The sequence below is a fragment of the Aureimonas sp. OT7 genome, assembly GCF_014844055.1.
Taxonomy (GTDB): domain Bacteria; phylum Pseudomonadota; class Alphaproteobacteria; order Rhizobiales; family Rhizobiaceae; genus Aureimonas; species Aureimonas altamirensis_A.
Genome location: NZ_CP062167.1, coordinates 700160 through 722478 on the forward strand (window position 1 = coordinate 700160; position 22319 = coordinate 722478).

Annotated in this window: 21 protein-coding genes and 1 tRNA gene; 14 read left to right on the forward strand and 8 right to left on the reverse strand. The window is 64.5% G+C overall.

Annotated elements, in window-relative coordinates; all coding sequences use genetic code 11:
• Positions 1 to 35: 35 nt before the first annotated feature.
• Together IGS74_RS03330 and IGS74_RS03335 are read right to left on the reverse strand one after the other, a co-directional pair.
• Positions 36 to 677 (reverse strand): site-specific integrase, encoded by a 642-nt coding sequence (locus IGS74_RS03330; RefSeq protein WP_192389321.1) that lies wholly within the window; start codon positions 675 to 677, stop codon positions 36 to 38.
• A gap of 307 nt (positions 678 to 984) precedes the next feature.
• A tRNA-Leu gene (locus IGS74_RS03335) sits at positions 985 to 1069 on the reverse strand.
• 199 nt (positions 1070 to 1268) lie between these two features.
• Here IGS74_RS03335 and IGS74_RS03340 point away from each other — a divergent pair.
• The gene (locus IGS74_RS03340) at positions 1269 to 2276 is read left to right on the forward strand and encodes a complex I NDUFA9 subunit family protein (RefSeq protein ID WP_192389323.1); all 1008 of its coding nucleotides are present in this window, start codon (positions 1269 to 1271) and stop codon (positions 2274 to 2276) included.
• Positions 2277 to 2310: 34 nt separating this feature from the next.
• On the opposite strand, the gene IGS74_RS03345 is transcribed toward IGS74_RS03340, so the two are convergent.
• Positions 2311 to 3117, reverse strand: a complete 807-nt coding sequence (locus tag IGS74_RS03345; protein WP_192389325.1) for an undecaprenyl-diphosphate phosphatase — start codon at positions 3115 to 3117, stop codon at positions 2311 to 2313.
• Positions 3118 to 3298: 181 nt separating this feature from the next.
• Here IGS74_RS03345 and IGS74_RS03350 point away from each other — a divergent pair, with 181 nt between their 5' ends.
• The 5 genes from IGS74_RS03350 to IGS74_RS03370 all read left to right on the forward strand — a co-directional run bounded on the left by IGS74_RS03350 (position 3299) and on the right by IGS74_RS03370 (position 7015).
• Complete coding sequence (locus IGS74_RS03350) at positions 3299 to 3991, forward strand: glutathione S-transferase family protein (RefSeq protein WP_039195172.1); 693 nt, start codon at positions 3299 to 3301, stop codon at positions 3989 to 3991.
• 43 nt (positions 3992 to 4034) lie between these two features.
• Entirely contained in the window at positions 4035 to 5195 is a 1161-nt protein-coding gene (gene queG / locus IGS74_RS03355; RefSeq protein WP_192389327.1) for a tRNA epoxyqueuosine(34) reductase QueG, read from the forward strand.
• Positions 5170 to 5550, forward strand: coding sequence for a hypothetical protein (locus tag IGS74_RS20185; RefSeq protein ID WP_245283082.1), 381 nt, complete (start codon positions 5170 to 5172; stop codon positions 5548 to 5550). Before queG ends, IGS74_RS20185 begins: the two co-directional genes overlap by 26 nt.
• Positions 5547 to 6473 carry an SDR family oxidoreductase gene (locus IGS74_RS03365; protein ID WP_192389329.1) on the forward strand — a complete coding sequence of 309 codons (927 nt, stop codon included), beginning with the start codon at positions 5547 to 5549 and terminating at the stop codon, positions 6471 to 6473. The genes IGS74_RS20185 and IGS74_RS03365 overlap by 4 nt, the downstream gene beginning before the upstream one ends.
• A gap of 191 nt (positions 6474 to 6664) precedes the next feature.
• Positions 6665 to 7015, forward strand: a complete 351-nt coding sequence (locus tag IGS74_RS03370; protein WP_245283090.1) for a septal ring lytic transglycosylase RlpA family protein — start codon at positions 6665 to 6667, stop codon at positions 7013 to 7015.
• A 124-nt stretch (positions 7016 to 7139) separates the two neighbouring features.
• On the opposite strand, the gene IGS74_RS03375 is transcribed toward IGS74_RS03370, so the two are convergent.
• Positions 7140 to 7907: a response regulator transcription factor gene (locus IGS74_RS03375; RefSeq protein ID WP_192391324.1), complete on the reverse strand. Its 768-nt coding sequence runs from the start codon at positions 7905 to 7907 to the stop codon at positions 7140 to 7142.
• A 570-nt stretch (positions 7908 to 8477) separates the two neighbouring features.
• A complete protein-coding gene (locus IGS74_RS03380; RefSeq protein ID WP_192389331.1) occupies positions 8478 to 9050 on the reverse strand; it encodes a DNA-3-methyladenine glycosylase in 573 nt (190 codons plus the stop codon).
• Positions 9051 to 9114: 64 nt separating this feature from the next.
• On the opposite strand from IGS74_RS03380, the gene aroQ reads away from it, so the two are divergent.
• Positions 9115 to 9558: a type II 3-dehydroquinate dehydratase gene (gene aroQ, locus IGS74_RS03385; RefSeq protein ID WP_039195179.1), complete on the forward strand. Its 444-nt coding sequence runs from the start codon at positions 9115 to 9117 to the stop codon at positions 9556 to 9558.
• Here aroQ and IGS74_RS03390 read toward each other — a convergent pair.
• Complete coding sequence (locus IGS74_RS03390; RefSeq protein ID WP_192389333.1) at positions 9541 to 10329, reverse strand: alpha/beta hydrolase-fold protein; 789 nt, start codon at positions 10327 to 10329, stop codon at positions 9541 to 9543. The genes aroQ and IGS74_RS03390 overlap by 18 nt on opposite strands.
• A gap of 204 nt (positions 10330 to 10533) precedes the next feature.
• Here IGS74_RS03390 and IGS74_RS03395 point away from each other — a divergent pair, with 204 nt between their 5' ends.
• The 7 genes from IGS74_RS03395 to IGS74_RS03425 all read left to right on the forward strand — a co-directional run bounded on the left by IGS74_RS03395 (position 10534) and on the right by IGS74_RS03425 (position 20382).
• Positions 10534 to 11352, forward strand: a complete 819-nt coding sequence (locus IGS74_RS03395) for a universal stress protein (protein WP_192389335.1) — start codon at positions 10534 to 10536, stop codon at positions 11350 to 11352.
• A gap of 97 nt (positions 11353 to 11449) precedes the next feature.
• On the forward strand, positions 11450 to 13045 hold the full coding sequence (locus IGS74_RS03400; RefSeq protein WP_192389338.1) for an ABC transporter substrate-binding protein: 1596 nt from the start codon (positions 11450 to 11452) through the stop codon (positions 13043 to 13045).
• 147 nt (positions 13046 to 13192) lie between these two features.
• Positions 13193 to 14200, forward strand: a complete 1008-nt coding sequence (locus tag IGS74_RS03405) for an ABC transporter permease subunit (protein WP_039195185.1) — start codon at positions 13193 to 13195, stop codon at positions 14198 to 14200.
• Between the two features lie 13 nt (positions 14201 to 14213).
• The gene (locus IGS74_RS03410; protein ID WP_082016258.1) at positions 14214 to 15155 is read left to right on the forward strand and encodes an ABC transporter permease subunit; all 942 of its coding nucleotides are present in this window, start codon (positions 14214 to 14216) and stop codon (positions 15153 to 15155) included.
• Between the two features lie 3 nt (positions 15156 to 15158).
• A complete protein-coding gene (locus IGS74_RS03415) occupies positions 15159 to 15998 on the forward strand; it encodes an ABC transporter ATP-binding protein (protein ID WP_192389340.1) in 840 nt (279 codons plus the stop codon).
• Positions 15995 to 16825 (forward strand): dipeptide ABC transporter ATP-binding protein, encoded by an 831-nt coding sequence (locus tag IGS74_RS03420; protein ID WP_039195187.1) that lies wholly within the window; start codon positions 15995 to 15997, stop codon positions 16823 to 16825. The genes IGS74_RS03415 and IGS74_RS03420 overlap by 4 nt, the downstream gene beginning before the upstream one ends.
• A gap of 1391 nt (positions 16826 to 18216) precedes the next feature.
• Positions 18217 to 20382 (forward strand): EAL domain-containing protein, encoded by a 2166-nt coding sequence (locus IGS74_RS03425; protein ID WP_192389342.1) that lies wholly within the window; start codon positions 18217 to 18219, stop codon positions 20380 to 20382.
• 28 nt (positions 20383 to 20410) lie between these two features.
• Here IGS74_RS03425 and IGS74_RS03430 read toward each other — a convergent pair whose 3' ends face one another.
• Positions 20411 to 21238, reverse strand: a complete 828-nt coding sequence (locus IGS74_RS03430; protein WP_192389344.1) for an amidohydrolase family protein — start codon at positions 21236 to 21238, stop codon at positions 20411 to 20413.
• 2 nt (positions 21239 to 21240) lie between these two features.
• Positions 21241 to 22248 (reverse strand): aldo/keto reductase, encoded by a 1008-nt coding sequence (locus IGS74_RS03435; protein WP_192389346.1) that lies wholly within the window; start codon positions 22246 to 22248, stop codon positions 21241 to 21243.
• Positions 22249 to 22319 lie beyond the last annotated feature (71 nt).

The window sequence follows — 22319 nt, forward strand, 5'->3', positions numbered from 1 at the left end:
CTCCGCCGCACGGCCGCTCCCGCCGGCGACGCAGATCAGCTATCAACCCCCTGGGCTCTCACAATGATCGAGGGACGAGTGGGGGGCACGTCAACCGACATACCGTTGTTCGTGCGCACGTCCTCTTTGCGAAGCTGAGCCAATTCGCCAACCCGCGCCCCGGTGTAAGCGCATAGCCAAGGGACCCATCGTTTGGCTGCGGTGGTCTTCGGCTTCTCGCGAGAGGTTCCCACGTAGGCAGAACTTGCGGCCAAGAGTGCTGCGGCCTCTTCGGGGGTGAAGCCCTTTGAGCGCGTTCGATTTGGCTTGGCGCGTATGACCTTAATGCCGTCCGCAGGGTTGGCTGTCAGTACGCGGTTTGCTACCGCTGTCCCGAAGACCGACTTAAGCCCCGCGATGTCGCTATCCTTCACGGTCTTTGGGCTAATGCCGGAGGCCAGCCTTTCGGCTTTGAACCGGACCACATCTTCTGCCGTCACCCGCTGTGCATCATTATGCCCGACAAATTTGGCGAACCGCTTGAAGATGGCAGCGTAGCTTTCGTGGGTCTTGTCCGTGCGGCCGGCGGGCTTCGCCTCAGCCCACCAGTCGTCTACGAGGCCAACCAGGGAATGCCTTGCCGCCTTGACTTCGCGTGCAGCGCCGGACGCCTCAAATCGTTGGAAACGATCCTGCACGGGTGAGGGTGGATTTTCGCAACGCTGGCGTCCGCCGTCCGAAGTGACACCCGTACTGTCGTAGCTGAATCGCTTATCCTCACTATCACGCGCTCAGGGCCGACCGGGGCGGCGAGCTTGAGGCCACGCGCACGGTGCAGAATCGCCTTAGGGATACGTTGGGCAAAATAGACTTGGGAGGAGCCGGAACGCTTCACGGGAGAGACCAGACGGAAAGCCAATGTATGCCACCTTTGTAGCACAGGCTTTCAATCGCAATCGACTGATATCGCTTAAGTCTCGGGCTTCCCTGAACAATCAGGGGAATTGGTGCCCAGGAAAGGACTCGAACCTTCACGCCTCGCGGCACACGGACCTGAACCGTGCGCGTCTACCAATTCCGCCACCTGGGCACTGGCGGTGTCATTAGAGAGCGGCCGGGCGCGTGTCAACGCCTCCTGACGGCCTGCGGCGGAAAAACAGCGTGGCAATCCCGCTCGCCTGCACCCAAGCCCTTTGCGGGTCGGGGAAATCCCGCTAAATGACCTCGCAAGGCCGATGCCGCACCGCAGCGCGCAGGGCCAGCGCCATCGATATCGGAAGGGCCCGCATATGCGAATCGACAACAACAAGCTCGTCACCGTCTTCGGCGGATCAGGCTTCCTGGGTCGCTATGTCGTGCATGCCCTCGCGTCGCGCGGGCATCGCATCCGCGTCGCCACCCGCAGGCCCGACCTGGCCTATCACCTGCAGACGGCCGGCCGCCTCGGCCAGATCCAGCCGATCCAGGCCAATGTGCGCTATGAGTGGTCGGTGCAACGCGCCGTCGAGGATGCCGACCACGTCGTCAACCTCGTCGGTATCCTGACGGAGGCCGGGCGCCAACGCTACACCGCAATCCAGGCCGAGGGCGCGCGCACGGTGGCGCAGGCCGCCGCGGCGCGCGGCATAGGCTTGACGCAGATGTCGGCCATCGGCGCCGACGAGAATTCCGAAAGCCGCTACGCCCGCACCAAGGCGCTGGGCGAGCGCTATGTCTTCGAGGCGGTGCCCGACGCCACCGTCCTGCGCCCGTCCATCGTCTTCGGCGCGGAAGACCAGTTCTTCAACCGCTTCGCCGACATGGCGCGCTTTTCACCCTTCCTGCCGCTGATCGGCGGCGGCAAGACGATGTTCCAGCCGGTCTATGTCAACGATGTCGCGGAAGCGGTGGCGAAGACGGTCGACGGCGCGGTCCCGGGTGGCCGCGTCTACGAGCTGGGCGGGCCGGAAATCCTGAGCTTCCGCGCACTGATGGAAGAGATGCTCCTGGTGATCGACCGCAAGCGCCGCTTCCTCGACATCCCGTTCGGCGCGGCCGAGCGGCTGGCCGGCCTGATGAAGTATCTGCCGGGCGCGCCGCTGACCCACGATCAGGTGCAGCAGTTGCGGCAGGACAACGTCGTGTCGCAGGCGGCGAAGGCGGAGGGACGCACCTTCGAAGCCTTCGGTATCCAGCCGCGGACGCTGGAAGCTGTCCTTCCGACCTATCTCGTGCGGTTCCGCCCGCAGGGCCAGTTCACCAAGGGCAGCCCCACCTCGGACCAGACCATCGATCCGGAGATCGCACCCCGGCCGTGACCGCCCGGGGCGCAGTCGCGGCGCCTGATCGCCCTCAGGCGAAGGCGTAGAGGGCGATCAGGCCGGCGGTGCCGAAGATGATGCGCCACCAGGCGAACGGCGCGAAGCCGTGCCTTGACACGAAATCCAGCAGGAACTTCACCACGAAGAGCGCCGACAGGAAGGCGGCCACGAAGCCGATGACGATCAGAGTCATGTCGTCGGTCGACAGGATGTCGCGATTCTTGATGAGATCGTAAGTGAAGGCGCCGGCCATGGTGGGCATGGCAAGAAAGAACGAGAATTCGGCGGCCGAGCGCTTGTCCGTTCCCATCAGCAGCGCCCCGGCGATGGTGGCGCCGGAACGGGACGTTCCGGGGATCATCGCCAGGCACTGGAAGAAGCCGATGGCCAGGCAGACCGACGGCGGAAACTCCATCGCGTCCTTGTAGCGGATCCTGCGAGGCATCCTGTCGATATAGAGAAGGACGATGCCGCCGACGATCAGCGCGATGCAGATGATGGCAGGCGAATCGAACAGGACGCCCTTGATGAAGCCATGCGCCAATGCGCCGATAATGGCAGCCGGCAGGAAGGCGACGAGGATGCCGAGCACGAAACGGCGGCTGCGCGCCTCGGTCGGCAGCGTCCGGGCCAGATGCCAGAGCTTGCCGAAATAGACCGACAGGACGGCCAGGACCGCGCCGAGCTGGATCAGCACCTCGAAACTGTGCCCCGTCGAGCGCCAGCCTATGGCCTGCCCGATCAGCAACAGGTGCGCCGTCGACGAAACGGGTATGAACTCCGTCAGACCTTCGATCAGGCCAAGCAGCGTGGCGTCGAAAATATCGTTGAACTGCAAGCGCCGTCCCCTCTTGTCTATCCAGCCCTGTCATTGCGCACTGCACCATGCGGATCAAGCCGCCCGTATTGTGGCACCAGTTTCAAGCAAGGCGGCCGCCTAAGCACCCTTGCGGACAAATCATTGATTCGGCTATCTCCGCACATCGCCCGAATGGCCGAAGGTTAAGACAAGACGACTCATGCTCAGGCTCCATCATCACCCCATGTCCGCTGCGTGCAGGTTCCTGCGTCTGGTGATGACGGAATACGGTGAGCGCTTCGAGCTCGTCGACGAACGCCCCTGGGAGCGCCGCAAGGAGCTGCTGGCGCTGAACCTCGCCGGCACGGTGCCCGTGCTGGTGGAGGACAACGGACCGCCGATCGTAGGCGGCATGGTGGCGGCCGAATACCTGGACGAGACGCGCGGCGTATTCCAGCGCGACAGGCGGCTTCTGGCCGAAAAGCCGTTCGAACGCGCGGAAATCCGACGGCTGACGGAATGGTTTCTGGGCAAGATGGAAGCCGAAGTGACGCGCTACCTTGTCCGCGAACGGGTCTTCAAACGCGAAATGTCGGCGGCCGAGGGCGGCGGCGCCCCCGATTCGTCCGCCATGCGGGCGGCACGTGCCAATCTGAAGAACCACGTGCGCTACATCGGCTGGCTTTCCGAAAGCCGCAACTGGCTGGCCGGATCCCATTTGTCCTATGCCGACCTGTCGGCCGCGGCCGCCATCTCGGTGCTGGACTATCTCGGCGAAGTTCGCTGGGAAGAAGACCCCGTGGCGAAGGACTGGTACATGCGAATCAAGTCGCGTCCATCCTTCCGCCCCTTCCTGCAGGAGCGGATCCGCGGGATACCGCCGGCCGCACATTACGGCGAACTCGATTTCTGAACGCAAAGCCGGGGCCAGCCTGTATAAAAGCCGTATGGATGCGATGTCGCCCCCTGCGGAAGACCGGTTCCGGTCCTTTCTCGAAACAGAGGCACGCCGCCTCGGCTTCGACGCCGTGGGCATCGCGTCCGCGCGGACCGACGACGTTGTCGTGGAGCGCTTCGACACCTTCGTTGAAGAGGGCCGATACGGCACCATGGGCTGGATCGCGGAGACGGCGGCGCGCCGCCGCGGCGTAACGTCCATGTGGGCCGAGGCCCGCAGCGTCATCGTGCTCGGAATGAACTACGGCCCCGGCTTCGACCCGCTGGAAGCGCTGGAGAACAAGGCGCAGGGCGTCATTTCCGTCTATGCGCGCAACCGCGACTATCATGACGTCATCAAGGGCCGGCTGAAGGAACTGGCCGGCCGCCTGATGGGGCGCATCCGGCAGATGCGGCCGGACGAGAACCATTCGGTCAAGGTCTTCGTCGATACGGCGCCGCTGCTGGAAAAACCGTTGGGGCAGGCGGCAGGGCTTGGCTGGCAGGGCAAGCATACCAACCTCGTCAGCCGGGAGCATGGCTCGTGGCTCTTTCTCGGATCCATCGCGACAACGCTTTCGCTGACGCCGGATACGGCCGCGTCGGATGCTTGCGGGTCGTGCCGGGCCTGCCAGGATATCTGCCCGACGGACGCGTTCCCCGCACCCTACCAGCTCGATGCCCGCCGCTGCATTTCCTACCTGACGATCGAGACGAAGGCGCTCGTTCCCCGGGCGCTGCGGCCGGCCATGGGCAACCGCATCTATGGCTGCGACGACTGCCTTGCCGTCTGCCCATGGAACAAGTTTGCCAGCACCGCGCGCGAGGCCCGGCTGCAGGCGCGCGACGATCTCAAGGCGCCATCGCTGGAAAGCCTGATGCGCCTGACCGACGTGGATTTCCGGGTTTTTTTCAGCGGATCCCCGGTCAAGCGCATCGGCCGCGACAAGTTCGTGTCCAACTGCCTGATCGCAGCCGGAAACTCGGGGCTGGACGCGCTTCTGCCGGAGGTGACGCGCCTTCTGAGCGATGAAGCAGCCCTTGTCCGGGCCATGGCGGTATGGGCATTCGGTCGGCTTTCTCCCGCCGGGGCCTTGGCGGCGCGGGATGCCGCCCTTGTTTACGAGAATGACGATCTGGTCAGGGGAGAGTGGCATGCGCTGGTCGAAACGAGCCGATGAATTGAAGGAAGTCGTCGAGGAAAAGGGTGCCGCCGTCGCCGACGCGGCGCGCAATGCGGCCCATGGGGATTTCGAGCGGGCGCGCGCCGCGCTTCGCGATGGCGGCATCGGCCTGCCGGACGGCTTCCGCGAAACGCGGCATCTGGGCGCCGGCAGCATCGGCGCCCTGGCCGTCGGTGCCTTCGCGGTGGGGGCGTTCGCCATCGGGGCCTTCGCCATCGGGCGGTTGTCCGTGGGCAAGGCGCGCATCGGCAAGGCCGAGATCGACCATCTGACGATCGGCACGCTCGAGGTGGAGCACATCGTCCCGCCCCCTCTGTCCAGCCTGACGCCGGGCTGGCTGCGCCGTCGATGACGGGCGGTCCGGGCGCGGCCGAGTTAGCCGCCAACGACGATTCGCGTTCGCAACCGCATCGATTGTTCGTCTTCGGCCATGGCTATTCGGCCGGCCGCTTTGCGGCGCGCCTGCCGGCAAGCGGCATTTCGGGCGTCACGACGCGTTCTCCCGACAAGGCGGCGGGCCTTGCCGCGCATGGTTTGAAGCCGTTCATCTTCGATAGCGCGGCGCCCGGGCCGGGTATCGACGCCGCGTTGTTCCGGACAACCCATCTCGTAATGTCCATCGCACCGGATGGCGAGGCGGCAGGGGATGGCGTCCTGCACTGGTATCGCGACGAAATCGCCCATGGCGCGCCGGACCTCTCCTGGATCGCCTATCTGTCGACCGTCGGCGTCTACGGGGACCATGCCGGCGAATGGGTCGACGAGACGACCGTACCGGCCCCGGTTTCGCTTCGCTCCCGCCAGCGACTTGCGGCGGAAGAGGGGTGGCGGCGCCTGGCCGACGAGATGGGCGTGCCGCTTGCCATCGTGCGGCTGTCCGGAATCTACGGCCCCGGCCGCAATGCCTTCGTCAACCTGAAGGCCGGCAAGGCACGCCGCCTCGTCAAGCCGGGTCAGGTCTTCAACCGGATTCATGTCGACGACATCGCCTCGGCGCTGGGCTTCCTGATGAACCGGCGCGCGGACGGCATATTCAACGTAACCGACAACGAGCCGGCGCCACCGCAGGATGTCGTTACGCTTGCCGCCGAACTGGCAGGCGTGGACGCTCCGCCGGAACAGGATTTTGCAACCGCAGAGCTTGGCCCGATGGCGCGCAGCTTCTACGGCGAGAACAAGCGCGTCTCCAACAGGAGGCTTCGCGACATGGGCTTTGCCTTCGAGTTTCCGACCTATCGCGAGGGCCTGTTAAGCCTGCGCGCCGAGGCTTCCTGACACTTTAAGACCTCTCCGTCGAAATTTCGCCTTATCTGTCATGGCTTTAGAGGCCATCGAACGGCGGGGGCCACGAGGGGACAATCATCACGAGGCGATGACGGTCGATTCTCGGCGCCTGTCCGTATGAAACAGGACAGGACACGGGGATATTGAAGAAGCTGCACCTGGGGGCCATGATCTTGGCTGGAATGACCCTCGGCATGCCCGCAACCGGAGCTTATGCCGCAAATGGAAAGACATCCTGCGGGAGCGCATCCTGGTACGCGCTGAAATCCCGTACGGCATCGGGCGAAATGATGAACCCGGCCGCCATGACGGCGGCGCACAAGACCTTGCCGATCGGCACGAAGGTCAAGGTAACGAACCTCAACAATTCCAGATCCGTGGTCGTGCGGATCAACGATCGGGGCCCCTTCGTGCGGGGCCGGTTGATCGACCTTTCAAAAGGGGCTGCACAGAAGCTGGGCTTTGTCGGTGCCGGCCACGCGCGTGTCCAGATCGAGCCGGCCGACGGCTCCGGCACGCGGGATTGCGCCTGAAAGCGATGGGCGGGCGTGTGTCCGTGGACACATCGCCCGCCAATGGGAAAAGACTTTAAGTTAGGCTTTTACTGAAATGATACTTGCGGGCAAGGCGCCGTTGCAGGCGCCGCGCCCGTCATCCTCAGATGGACGGACCAGCCGTTTCCGGCAGCAGATCGCGGATTTTAAACGCGACTTCCGTCCGGTTCGTCGCCTTCAGCTTCTTCATGATGTTGCGCACATGAACCTTGACCGTGCTTTCGCGCAGGTTCAGCTCATAGGCGATGATCTTGTTGGCCTTGCCACGGCGCAGCGCATCCACGACCGCCATCTGGCGGGCGGTGAACATGCCGTTCAGCGGGCGCTCCGGAGCGTGGCCGGATTCCAGCATGGACTGCATGGCCAGGATGCTGGACGCGGGCACGAAGGCGCCGCCGGCGAGCGTCAGTTCGATGGCCTCGACCGCGACGCCGATGGTGACGGTGGTCGGGATGAAGCCCTTGGCGCCGCATTCCAGCGCCTTGACGATCTGCGGCATCTCTTCCGTATCGGCGATCACGATGACCGGCACCGGCGCTGCCTCGGATACGACGCGGCTGACATCGGCGGCAATGCCGAAATCGGTGATCTTGCGGTTGCCGAGATGCAGCAGGATGACCGCCGTCTCCGGGTGACGGGCACGGGCCTGGCGCCAGCCGTCGACATTGGAGAACGTTGCGATCTGCAGGTCGGCGCTCTGGGCGCCGAGGCTGCTGGCAAGGCATTCGCGCTCGAGCTGCCGGCTGTCGATAATGACGACATGCGTGCGCTCGGAGTCATGGTCCTCCTCGTCGTTGCGCGCATTCGCGGCAACGGCATTCTGGACGGAGCGATAATTGTGCTGGTTGGCGAGAATACCGGGCTGCGGCATGATCCGGCCCGTGCCGTGTACCTTGTCGAGCATGTGAAACCTCCATCAAAATGGTTGGCCCTTCTACAAAATGAGACGGTCGGGCCGGTGATCTTCAAACAGTTGTACGGCGTCGCCAAAACTCGGTCGGACACCAATGTCTCTCGGTACGAAAAAACAAAATCTTTGGTCATCTTTCTGAGCGGGCTCATCATCTTCCGACGAAGCGTCCCCTCCGATGGGTGTATGGCTATCGCCAACCAGAGGTTGCGTAATTAACAAATGTTAAATGCGCCGCGGAAATCGATACTGTGCGTTGCGAGAAAGACTCACAAGGATGCGCCGTCACCTATTGCCGGTCGAACGGTTTCATGGCGAACAGCCGCAAAATATACCCCTTAGGTTGAATGGATGTTCAGCCGTCCGTGCGGTTTGGGCGAGGGGCGACCACCGCTTTCGGCGGCATGGTCCCACCTTCAGGGGGGCAAGCTACCTCGATATGGACCACGCCTGACGAAATCGGGGGATTCCGCGCCGTTTGTCACGGCTCGTCCCCCGGAAGGGGTGTATTGGCCTACGTCCGCGAAAATATCATTGCCGCGCCGGGCGGCTGAGGAAAGGGGAGCCTGGAACGGCGAAGCGCCATGGAATGTGGGCGGCCTTGCTGATGCCGACGCGCGGGCCACGCCAGACGAGGGAAGGTCCGGCAGGCGGCTGCAACTCGAACGGCGGGGCGCAGAGATCGCGGCCATCATGGCTGGCGTCTATCCCCAGGGCTTGCGCCAGCCGGCCGGGGCCGGAGCAGAGCAGCGCAGGCGCCGCGGTGCCGCGCCGTTCGGCCATCCGGTCCTGACCCGCAAGCGGCTCCAGGGCCCGGATAAGAACCGCGCTTCCGGGGCGGTGCGCATCGCAGACGAAGTTGAGGCACCAGTGGATGCCGTAGGACCGGTAGACGTAGGCATGCGCCGTCGGCCCGAACATCGCGTCGTTGCGTGGAGTTCTGCCGCGATGGCTGTGCGATGCCGGGTCGTCGCTGTCATAGGCCTCGGTTTCCACGATCCGGCCCCCCACGCCGTCGACGAACAGGCCCCATCCGATCAGCCGTTCCGCGACGCTGGCGGCATCGGCTGCAAAGAAGGCACGAAGATCGGCCCTGTCCGACATGTCGCGTAAGCTCCGAATGGTCTATGTGCTTGGCGTCATGTGAAGACTTTTGGGGGAGCCATCAATGCCGTTTGCCAGGATCGTCGTCATCAATGGGCCCAACCTGAACCTGCTGGGGCTCCGCGAGCCCGGCATATATGGTGCGAAGACGCTTGCCGATATCGAGGCCGAGCTTCGTGCCGGGGCCGGCGGGCGGGTCGAGCTGCAGTTCCGCCAGTCCAACAGCGAGGGCGAACTGGTAGGCTTCGTACAGGAGGCCGGCCTCGATGGCGCCGGGATCATCCTGAATGCCGGCGCCTACACGCATACGTCGGTGGCGCTTGCGGACGCCGTCAAGGCCTCTCGTGCGCGGATGGTGGAGGTGCATCTTTCCAATGTGCATGCGCGGGAAAGTTTCCGCCACCATTCCTACCTGTCGCCCGTCGCCGTCGGCGTGATCGCCGGTTTCGGGGACCGCTCCTATCACCTGGCGCTCGAGGCGCTCCTGTCGCTACCGGATCAGGGTTGATTCGACGGCGCCGCGCGCCGCGACGGGCTTGAGGCTTCCATGCGTCTCTTCGGGAAAGTCCGCATAGGACACCGCAAGATGGGGCAGTTTCGTCAACCGCTCGGCAACCGCGCGCCCGCCCGGCCCCGCACGGAGGTCAGCGGTGCGGCGCGCGTCGACGGCGGACTGGCCGGGCCTCTGCCCGCGCCGCCCCGACGTGGTGATGGACACTGTCGTCGTTCCTTGCCGGGCAGGGCCGGTCCAGGCCAGCGTTCGCTGCCATAACTCCCCGCCATTCCACCAGATCGACGGATCGGCGACGGCGAAGTCCGTGAAGGGGCCTTCGCCGTCATAAAGCTGATGCAGGCAGAAGGCGCCCCCCAGCGAATGACCGAACAGCGTCATGCGCGTCGGGTCGATGGGGTACAGGTGCGAAAGGCGCGGCGCGACGGTCTTTTGCAACAATGCCACGTAGGCGTCGCGCCCGCCGGTGCGTGGCACGGGTGATCCGGCGGCCCGTGGGATCGCGTCGTCAGGCGCTTTGGTGGTCAGGTCGTAATAGCGACGGGCCACGATGACGTCTCTTTCGATCTTCCCGTAGCCAAGCCCCGCCACGACGATGGGTCGGTTCAGGCTCCTTGCATGGGAGATGGCCGGATCGAAGGTCGTGTCGCCATCGAGTAGCAACAGCAATGGGTAGCCGCCGGCCGGGCGGGGCCCGACCGCCGCATGGAGGAGGCGGTGGGACGTGCCATCGACCGGCGAGGGGAAATCTTCGGCTTCATGGATCATGGGGGGCGCTCCGCGGGCTGTCCGTCCGCCCGCGCAGCCGACCACCCCGGCGATCACCATGGACAAGACGTCGCGTCTCAGCATTTCCGGCCCCAGATCATGCGTACGATAAACAGGATCAACGCAGTCATATTAATATGGGATGATTTCGCAACCGGAATGTGGCTTCATCGGTAGCCGAAACGGCAGGTAAGGGCGCGCGGGATGATCAAGGACATCGTTGTTCACCTGGATGGGACCGACAAGGACGAGCGGCGGCTCCAGCATGCCGATGCGCTCGGCGCGCTTTTCGATGCGCGGGTTGCCGCCCTGTTCACCAACCTGATCGAGATCGGCTATATCGCTGCCGATCCCGTGGGCGCATCGGTGGAGATCGTCGCCGATGCGATCGAGGAGGCCCGCTCCGCCGGCGACGCGACAGAGGCGCGTTTGCGCAAGCGCCTGGAGGCCATGTCCCGCCCGGTCACGTTCCAGCGGTGCGACGGAACGGATGGCGAGCTGCGCGAACACGCGGCCCGCCTTGCCCGCATGAGCGATCTTTTCGTGGCGGGACGTCCCCTTGGCGTGGAGGATGCCGGATGGCCCAGCCTGTTCCAGTCGGCCCTCTTCGCGGGCGGACGGGCCGTCTACATGGTCCCCCCGGATGCCCCGGCAGGGCCTGCCAGAACCATCGTCATCGGGTGGCGCGACAGCCGCGAGACCACGCGGGCGCTGGCCGAGGCCATGCCCTTCCTTCGTGCCGCCGACAAGGTGATCCTGGCATCGGTGGGCCGGGGCGGTGACGACAACGGCGCTGAGGAGATCGCCGGCCACCTCGGGCGGCACGGGATCGACTGCGTCTTCAAGTCGCTGCCGCCCGGCGACAAGGTGTCGGAAACGCTCCTGGCCGAATGCGCGGCCGAGGGGGCGGACCTTCTGGTCATCGGTGCGTACGGCCATTCCCGGTTCTGGGAATGGGTGCTCGGAGGCACCACGCGCAACATCCTGACCGTGTCGGCCGTTCCGGTTCTCCTGGCCCACTGAACGATCGTTCGGCAGGCTCTTGCGGAACATTTCAACTTAAGGTGGAATAGCCGTTCGACGGCGCTACTGCGCTGCAACGAATGGAGAGACTCCCTACATGACACGGATGAAGACGCTTCTCGCCGCGACGGCAATGGCGCTCGCTCTGGGTTCCGCCGCGCAGGCCAAGACCCTCGTCTACTGCTCCGAAGGGTCGCCGGAAGGCTTCGATCCCGCGCTCTACACCTCCGGTACGACCTTCGATGCTTCCGGCCATCCGATCTACAACCGCCTGGCCGAGTTCAAGAAGGGCACCACCGAGACCGAGCCGGGCCTGGCGGAAAGCTGGGATATCTCGGAAGACGGGCTCGAATACACGTTCAAGCTGCGCCCGGGCGTCAAGTTCCACTCCAACGCCAACTTCACGCCGACGCGCGATTTCAATGCCGACGACGTGATCTTCTCGTTCGACCGGCAGGGCAATACGGAGAACCCGTACCACCAGTATGTGGGCGGCGCTTCGTGGGAGTATTACAACTCCATGTCGATGCCGGACTTCGTCAAGTCGATCGAGAAGGTCGACGACCTGACGGTCAAGTTCACGCTGACGCAGCCCTACGCCCCCTTCATCGCCAATGTGGCGATGCCCTTCGCCTCGATCCTGTCGAAGGAGTATGCCGATCAGCTCGCCGAGGCGGGCAACGAGGCGCAGCTCAACCAGGCGCCCATCGGTACCGGCCCGTTCCAGTTCGTCGCCTACCAGCCCGACGCGGTCATTCGCTACCAGGCATTTGCCGATTACTGGAACGGCAAGCAGCCCATCGACGATCTGGTCTTCGCCATCACCACGGATGCGTCCGTGCGGCAGCAGCGCCTTCTGGCGGGCGAATGCCACGTCATGGCCTTTCCCAATCCGTCCGACATCGAGAGCCTGAAGGGCAATGCGGACCTGAAAGTGCTGGAGCAGGAAGGGCTGAACATCGGCTACTTCGCCTACAACACCCAGCAGGCGCCGTTCGACAAGCCGGAAGTGCGCCGCGCGCTGAACAAGGCGATCAACAAGCAGGCGATCATCGACGCCGTCTACCAGGGCGCCGGCGAGGTGGCCAAGAACCCGATTCCGCCGACGATGTGGTCTTACGACGAAGCCACCGTGGACGATCCGTACGATCCGGAAGCGGCCAAGGCCGAGTTGGAAGCGGCCGGCGTTTCCAACCTGTCGATGAAGATCTGGGCCATGCCCGTGTCGCGTCCCTACAACCCCAATGCGCGCCGCATGGCCGAGCTGATCCAGTCCGACCTTTCGGCGATCGGCGTCAATTCGGAGATCGTCTCCTATGAGTGGGGCGAGTATCTGCAGCGCACCGCGGAGGTTGACCGCGACGGCGCCATCCTGATGGGCTGGACGGGCGACAACGGCGATCCGGACAACTTCCTGGCCGTCCTTCTGGGCTGCGACGCCGTGGGCGGCGCCAACCGTGCGCAATGGTGTAACGAAGAGTTCAACGCCATCGTGCAGGAAGCAAAGACCAAGCCGTCGCAGGAAGAGCGGGCCGAGCTTTATGTGAAGGCTCAGGAAATCTTCAAGCGCGAAGCGCCCTGGGCAACGATCGCGCATTCCGTCGTCTACGTGCCGACCCGCAGCAACGTGACGAACTTCATCCAGAGCCCGCTCGGTGACATGACCTTTGACGGGGTCGACATTACGGAGTAAAGGGCCGCCACGAACGGTCTTGAAGGGGGGCGATGGCGTATCGCCCCCCTTTGCCATTCCAGCTTATTGTCCATGACGTCGCCCGTTGGGCGCCATGGCGCCGTCCGGCCATCTCCACGAAGAGCAACCTTCGCAAGATAGAGCGACATGTTCCGATTTTTCCTCTCGCGCATCGGCGTCCTGATCCCGACCTTTGTCGGCGTCGCCATCGTCGCCTTCTCCTTCATCCGGCTGTTGCCGGGTGATCCGGTTCTGCTGATGGCGGGCGAAAGGGGCATGTCTCCGGAGCGCCACGCACAGCTTTCGGCGCAACTGGGCTTCGACCAGCCCTTGCCGATCCAGTTCTGGCATTATCTCGTCGGGCTCTTCCAGGGCGATTTCGGACAATCCATCGTCACGCGCCGCCCCGTCCTGGACGAGTTTCTCAGCCTTTTCCCCGCCACGATCGAGCTGGCGACGGTCGCCATCCTGCTGGCGGTGCTGATCGGCGTTCCGGCCGGCGTGCTGGCGGCGATCAAGCGCGGTTCGTGGTTCGACCAGACCATCATGGGAACCGCGCTCGTCGGCTATTCCATGCCGATCTTCTGGTGGGGCCTGCTGCTCATCATCCTGTTCTCCGGCACGCTGGGCTGGACTCCGGTGTCCGGTCGCATCTCGCTGCTCTACTTCTTTCCGCCGGTCACCGGCTTCATGCTGATCGACAGCCTGCTCTCCGGCCAGGCCGGAGCTTTCAAGTCGGCCGTCAGCCACCTGATCCTTCCCGGCATCGTGCTTGCCACCATTCCGCTGGCCGTCATCGCGCGCCAGACGCGCTCGGCCATGCTGGAGGTGCTGAGCGAGGATTACGTCCGCACGGCGCGCGCCAAGGGCCTGTCTTCCTTCCGCGTCGTCGGCGTACACGCGCTGCGCAACGCGCTGATCCCCGTCGTCACGACGATCGGGCTGCAGGTGGGCGTCCTCCTGGCGGGCGCCATCCTGACGGAAACGATCTTCTCCTGGCCGGGCATCGGCAAATGGATGGTCGATTCCGTCTTCCGCCGCGATTATCCGGTCGTCCAGGGTGGGCTGCTGCTGATCGCCATCGTCATCATGGTCGTGAACCTCGTCGTCGATCTGACCTACGGTCTGATCAACCCACGGGTTCGGGCGCGCTGAGGAGGATGCAGCGATGAGCCATATCCAGGCACAGGAATCCGCATCGCAAGTCGGCAGCATGGTCCCGACGCCGACCCCAGAGGGCAGCGTGCGCGGCCAGATGCTGCGCGAGTTCTGGTATTATTTCTCCGAGAACAAGGGCGCGGTCCTCGGCCTCGTCGTCTTCTCCATTGTGGTCGTCGTGGCGCTGTTCGCGCCCATCCTCGCCCCGCACAACCCCGCCGCGCAAAACCGCGACGCGCTGCTGTTGCCGCCCGTCTTCATGGAAGGCGGGCGCTGGGCCTACGCGCTCGGCACCGATGCCGTGGGCCGCGATATCCTGTCGCGCCTGATCTACGGCGCGCGTTATTCGCTGTTCATCGGCGTCTTCGTGGTGACGATCTCGGTGTCCACCGGCATCGTGATCGGCATGATCGCCGGCTATATGCGCGGTTTCGTGGATACCGTCATCATGCGGTTGATGGACATCATCCTGGCCTTCCCGTCGCTGCTGCTGGCCCTGGTGCTGGTGGCGGTTCTGGGGCCCGGCCTCACCAATGCGATGATCGCCATCGCGCTCGTGCTGCAACCGCACTTCGTGCGGCTGACGCGCGCCTCGGTGATGGCCGAGAAGGAGCGGGAATACGTGACCGCGGCGCGTGTGGCCGGGGCGGGGCCGCTGCGGCTGATGTTCCGCACCATCCTGCCCAACTGCCTCGGGCCGCTGATCGTGCAGGCGACGCTGTCCTTCTCCAACGCCATCCTGGACGCGGCGGCGCTGGGCTTCCTTGGCATGGGCGCGCAACCGCCGACGCCGGAATGGGGCACGATGCTGGCCGAGGCGCAGGAATTCGTACTGCGGGCGTGGTGGGTGGTGACCTTCCCGGGCCTTGCCATCCTCGTCACCGTCCTGGCGATCAATTTGATCGGCGACGGCCTGCGCGATGCCATCGACCCGAAGATGCGGAAGGGCTGAACCATGAGCCTGCTTGAAGTTCGCAACCTCACCGTCGAGTTCGAGACCGTGCACGGGCCTTTCCGCGCCGTGGACGGGGTGGATCTGTCCGTGGACCGGGGCGAGGTGCTGGCCATCGTCGGCGAGTCCGGCTCCGGCAAGTCGGTCGGCATGCTGGCCGTGATGGGCATCCTGCCCAAGTCGGCGAGGGTGACCGCCGATGTCATGGCCTTCGACGGGCAGCACTTGCGCAGGCTCGGCGGCGCGCAGCGCCGGCAGATCGTGGGGCGCGACATCGCCATGATCTTCCAGGAGCCGGGCGCTAGCCTGAACCCCTGCTTCACGGTGGGAACGCAGATCACGGAGGTGCTGCGGGTCCACATGAACATGGGCCGGTCCGAGCGGCGCCGCCGTGCGATCGAGCTTTTGGAGGCGGTGGGCATCCGTGACGCGGAAGAGCGGCTCGGAAGCTATCCGCACCAGATGTCGGGCGGGCAGGCGCAACGCGTCATGATCGCCATGGCGATCGCCTGCAACCCCAAGCTGCTGATCGCGGACGAGCCGACGACGGCATTGGACGTGACGATCCAGAAGCAGATCCTGGATCTGTTGATGAACCTCCAGGCCCGGCATGGCATGGGGCTGATCATGATCACGCACGACATGGGCGTCGTGGCCGAAACGGCCGACCGTGTGATCGTGCAGTACAAGGGCCGCAAGATGGAGGAAGCCGACGTGCTGACGCTCTTCGAATCCCCGTCCAATCCCTATACGCGGGCGCTGCTGTCGGCCCTGCCGGAGAACGCGACGGGCGACCGCCTGCCCACCGTGGCCGACTTCATGGCGGCGGAGGCCGGTCGATGAGCGATATCGTGCTTGAAGCCCGCGACATCGTCCGCGACTATCACGTGTCGCGCGGCCTGTTCGGCCGCACGCGCACGGTGCATGCGGTGCGCGGCATCAGCCTTCGGCTGGAGCGCGGCAAGACGCTGGCCGTGGTGGGAGAATCCGGTTCGGGCAAGTCGACGCTGGCGCGCATTCTGACGCTGATCGACGCGCCCACCAGCGGAGAGTTGTTCATCGGCGGGCAGAAGATGGACATCGTGCGCAGTGGCGTCACGCGCGACATGCGCCGCCAGGTGCAGATGGTGTTCCAGAATCCGTATGGTTCTCTCAACCCGCGCCAGAAGGTCGGCGATGTCCTGTGCGAACCGCTGCTGCTCAACACCGACAAGCGGGCATCGGAGCGCCGCGAACTCGCCATGCAGATGCTGGTGAAGGTCGGCCTCCAGCCCGAGCACTACAATCGCTATCCGCACATGTTCTCGGGTGGCCAGCGCCAGCGCATCGCCATCGCGCGGGCGTTGATGCTGTCGCCGAAGATCCTGGTGCTGGACGAGCCGGTCTCGGCGCTCGACCTGTCGGTGCAGGCGCAGATCCTGAACCTTCTGTCCGACCTGCAGGACGAGTTCGACCTCACCTACGTCTTCGTCTCCCACGACCTGTCGGTGGTGCGGTACATCGCCGACGAAGTCATGGTGATGTACTTGGGGGAGGTCGTGGAGCACGGCACGCGCGACGCCGTCTTCGCCGCTCCGCAGCACGACTATACGCAGAAGCTCTTTGCCGCGACGCCCCGCGCGGATGTCGACAGCATCCGCCGGCGCATCGCTGCCCGGCGCGCGGCCTGAGCGCGTTATCGGCCGCATCCGCGAGCGGTTGCGGCCGATGCTGACGGCTTATCGGCCTCAGTTCATTCGATATGCGAAAGCAGCGTCAGCCGCAATTCCGGTACGCCCGTCCGCAAGCCCGAAGCTGCTCGTGCCGTATATCCGCGACCCGTCCGTAAAACTCGTTGTCATGGAACTTGTCGGGGTCAAGCTCATCCACTGGATTGTCAACTTCGCCAGTTTGAAGAGCTCGTGATTGTCTACTGAACCGCCATTCGTGTCGAAGACAGTGCATAAACCATCCATGTCGGCAAAGCTGCCATCAGCATCGTTTGCAATGTCGTCCGGCAAATCCAATTGGAAAAGGCCAACTCCCGGGCTTGGTCGATAACCCCGTCTGGCGAGAAAATACCGTTCCGCCCAATGTCAATCGTCAGGAAAGCATCGAGTGGACCTACCCAAGCTGCCTGGGCTCTGTAGGCATCGGAGGGTGTGATCGTGATCACCAGTCCGGGTCCACGCCTGTAGGGCGTCGGCCTTGGCGGCATGTGACAGGGATACAGTGTCTATAAGTATAAGCCTAAGGATCGAATCAGTCATCTAACGAGCGCCGTACGTTATGCTGATACGTGGTATATTGGCGGAACGTTAAGAAGTATGCAGTCATTATAATACCATCTATACAAAAATCCTGTTCTAGAATTTTTGCAAGTTGTATACCAAGACTATGTGGCAAAATCCCATCCTCGATTTCACACTTAAGGTAATGGGCATATAGAGCGGGATGCTTTTCACGAAGATCAGCTTCATATCTCTGGACTACGCGGAAGCGCTCGCGCTGCTCTTCTGTCCAAGTTTCGGGGTGCTCAAAGTCCACCTTATACCCTCCCGGGCGAGTTGTTTGCGTAATTTATACAACGTCAACTGTCAGGTGCTTTGATGTCGGCAATGAAGGGGTGAGTAAATAAACGTGAAGTTGAAATAATGGTGGGTATGGCTTCGGAAGGTGCACACATCGGCGTCCCAGCGATGCCCGACGTAGCGTGCCGTCACGAGGTGGAAAGACAAGCGACTCCGGCTCCTCGCCTCGCGCTCCGGCCGGCTTGGGCGTTAGTTGGACGAGAACTCCAAGAAGGGCGCAGTCGGGGCCTGTAGACCGGCGCATGCCCGTGTTATGTCGGGGTCTTGATGACCCTTGATGCCGTCACGCGGTAAGGATGCCCATGGGGCCGGTGAAGCCAACCGCAAGGAGGCTGTGGCACCACGTCCCGTAGCAGTCAGTTGACAGGAACCGCCAGCGACAGAATTTGCCCTGGGCCGTGCAAGGCTTCGCGCCATGGCATCTTGCAACGGATTTTGAATAATCTACAGTTGTATTTATCTGAACGCCGTCACCAGGTCAGCGAAAGCGCATGCAATCCATTCGCCGCTTCTTTCCGCGCCAGTACCTGGTGCCGACGGCCCTGTTGGTCGTCACGTCGTTTGGAGCGTTGTTCTCGCTGCTTTATTACCTGACGAGCGTGCAGGACAGGCTGGATACGGAGCGCGACCGGCAGACGATCTCCAGCGCCATGCAGAGCCTCGTCGAATTCGCCGTACACGACCTGCAGGACTATGCCGTCTGGGACGACGCATTCCGTGCCCTGGTCCTGTCGTTCGATCCTGCCTGGGCGGATGACAATATCGGCGTCTATCTCGGCCAGCGGCAGGGCTACACCCATCTGTTCATCATCGAGAACGGAACCTCGACGATCTACTCCTACGACGACGGCAGCCCGACGGCGCAGCCCATGGACGCCTTCGCGACGGTGGGCGAAGCCCTGCGCGCCGGCGTGGAGGCTGCCGGCACGGCCGAATATGCCGGTAATACCGCAGTCGGGGCCTTCACGTCCCAGGGTGAAAACCTGTTCGTCTATGCGGCAGCGGACCTTACGCCGCTGTCCCCGGGACTGGCTGGCCCGGATGGGCTTCGGCGTACGATGGTGATCGCGCGTCCCATCGACGGCGCCCTCGTCGATGGTCTATCCAGCCGGTACCGCACCGGCGCCCTGCGCTTGCTGACCGATAGCGGTACGGTGGCCGGCGAGGAAACCGTGATCCTGAAAAGCGTGACCGACGAGCCCGTCGGTGGCGTCGTCTGGGCGCCCGACAATCCCGGCACCGCTCTCATGCACCAGATACTGCCGGGGCTGATGCTGATAGCGCTGATCTCGTTCTTCGCCGCCGGCGTGATCCTGAACCGCGCGCGCCTGTCGAACGAGGCGCTGTATTCCAGCCGGGCCAATATCCGCTTTCTGGCCTATCACGATGCCCTGACGGGTCTTGCCAATCGCAGCCGCTTCCTGGCCCAGCTTCGCCACGGCGACCGCCGCCCCGACCAGTATCTCCTCTACATGGACCTCGACGGCTTCAAGGAAGCCAACGACGTCTACGGCCATGCCACCGGCGACGACCTGCTCGTCGAGGCGGGCCGCCGCATCCAGCGGTCCACGCCGCCCGGCTCTACCGTGGCGCGCACCGGCGGCGACGAATTCGCCGTGCTGCTGCCGGGCGGCGCGCCGGACGAGCCGCAACGCACGGCCGACAGGGTCCTTGCCGCCTTCGAGCCGCCGTTTCACGTCAGCAGCTACAGCGTCAATATCGGTGTCACCATCGGCGTGGCGCGCCGGGAGGCTCGGCTGGAGGCGGAGGAAGTCATGCGGCGCGCGGATGTCGCCATGTATGCGGCGAAGTCGCGAGGCAAGCGTGGCTGGCTCGCCTACGAGCCGCAGCAGGACGAGGCGAACCTGATGCGCCATGCCATGGAGGGCGCCTTGCGCGAGGCCATGGCGCGAGACGAGATCGAGGTGGCCTTCCAGCCGATCGTCAACGCTTCCACCGGGCGCATCGAGATGGTGGAGGCGCTCGCGCGCTGGGAGCATCCGGAGACGGGCGCGGTCGCCCCCGACCATTTCATCCGTGTCGCCGAGCAGAGCGGCCTCATCAACGAACTCGGCCTGCGCGTGATAGCCAAGGCGTGCCACCGGGCGCGGGACTGGGATATCGGCCTGTCGGTGAACCTGTCGCCGGTGCAGTTCTGGGATCGCAACCTCGTCGGCTCGATCATCGACGTCCTCGATGAGGCGCGCTTTCCCACAGGGCGGCTGGATTTCGAGATCACCGAGAAGCACCTCCTGCGGCGGCCCGAGGAGGCGGAGCGGATCCTGGGCGAGTTCCGCGCGCGGGGTATCCGCATCTCGCTCGACGATTTCGGCACCGGCTTCAGCAGCATCGGCTATCTCCAGCGCCTGTCGCTGGACAGGATCAAGATGGACCGCTCCTTCGTCGCCTCGGCGGAGCTGGGCGGAAAGCCCTACCGCCTCGCCGCGGCGATCGTGGAACTGGGCCGGGCGCTGGACCTGCCGGTCACGGCCGAAGGGGTGGAAAACGAAAACCAGGCCGAACTGATGCGGCGCATCGGCTGCGCAAGCCTGCAAGGCTGGCTCTTCGGGCATGCGCTGTCGGCGCAGGAGGTGGAGACACGGCTTGGCATGGCCCGCACGGACACGGTTACAGCGGGCGCGAAGGCCGGCTTGTAACGCACAGGATCGCCGCGACGGTACCGTGTCACAGGCGATAGGCGCGCCGCGCGTTTTCGCCGAAGACCTTATCGATGGCCGACCGTCCGAGGGTGGAAAGGGCGCAGGCTTCGGCGAACTCTGTCCAATCGGCGTACTGTCCGGCAAGCTCTATCACCGGCCAATCGCTGCCGAAGATGACCCGGTCCGGCCCGAATGCCTGCAGGACAACCTTCGCCACGCGGCCGACGCCGTCCATATCGGGCGGCGAGCCCGCCTCGGTGACGATGCCCGAGAGCTTGCAACAGACCTGCGGCATCGCCGCCAGACCCTCCATGGCGCGCTGCCAATGGGAAAGGTCGCCGCCGGCTATATCGGGTTTGGCGCAATGATCGATCACGATGGGCAGGTCCGGATGCCGCTGCGCGAAGCGCGTCAGTGGCGCAAGATGCTCCGGCTTGACGAGGGCGTCGAAGACGAGGCCCGCCGCCAGCATCGCGGCGACTGAAGGGTCGAGGGCGGGATCGTCGATCCACTCTGCGTCGGGAAGGTCCTGAAGCATGGGGCGAAGGCCCTTCAGCTTCGGATGCCGGGCGATTTCGGCAATGGTGATTGCTGCGTCCGGCGCCTTCATGTCGGCCCAGCCAACGACCCCAAGAACGAACGGTTCGCGGTCCGCCATCTCCAGCAGCCAGCGCGTGTCGGCAAGACTGGGCAGCGATTGGACGAGCACCGTCCCGTCGATGCCCGCCGATGCCAGAAGCGGCTTCAGGTCCGCCGGCATGACATCGCGATGGATGGCGGTCAGGTCGGGCGGCGGCCATTGCCCGCTACGGTCGGCGATGGCCCAGAAATGCTGGTGTGCGTCGATCCGCATGGTCACTGCCCCGGAACGGGCGCGTCGGGCGCGATCAGGCCTCGCTGCAGGAGGGCGGACCAGAATTCCGCCGGGATCTCCGTTTCGAGCCATCGCGCGCTGGTCTCGATCTGGTCGGGCCGGTGTGCGCCGGTATTGACGGCAACGACCGCCCGGTGCGCCAGCGGAAACTGGATCGCCGCCGCGGGCAGGGGAATGTCGAACTCCCGCGCGATGTCGGACAGCGCCTTCGCCCGGCGCACGACGCCTTCCGGAGCATCCTCGTAATTGAACTTGCCATTGCCGACGAGCAGGCCGGAATTGAAGGGGGCCGCAGCCACGATGGCGTGGCCCGTCCGGGCTGCGCGATCCAGCATTGCCAGGCTGTCCTGCTCCAGCAGGGTATAGCGCCCCGCCAACATGGTGCAGTCGAGGTCGATTTCATTCATCGCAGCATCAACGACCGCCACTTCGTTGACGCCCAGCCCGACCCCTCGGACAAGGCCGCCGCTGCGCAATTCGTCCAGCGCGCGGAAGCCGCCGCCGTCGGTCAGTTGGCGCCAGTGATGATCGGCGCGCTCGCCATGCGTCATCTGTCCGATATCGTGGACGAAGAGCAGGTCGATCCGCGTCAGCCCCAGGCGCTGCAGGCTGTCCTCGAAGGAGCGCATGATGGCGTCGTAGCCGTAGGAGTAATCCGGGCGAAAGGGCATGGGCACGGCATAGCCGTCCTCGAAGGCACCGACCGTCGCGTCGGGCCGCATCAACCTGCCGACCTTGGTCGACAGAACGAAGGCGTCCCGGTCGCGCTGGGCGAGCGCCGCGCCCACCCGGCGCTCCGACCGGGTGAAGCCGTAGAAGGGCGCGGTATCGAAATAGCGGATGCCCGCGTTCCAGGCGGCATCGATGATGGCGCCGGCGACGCCGTCTTCCATCGGACGGTAGAGCCCGCCGATCTGCGCGCCGCCGAGGCCCAGCACGGTCAGTTCCAGCCCGGTGCGGGGCAGGGCGCGGCGGTCCGAAACCTTCATGCGTCGTATTCCTGAAATTTGCTGCCGGGAAAGGCTCTGCCGGGCGGAACTGCCCGGCAGAGCGCCATTGG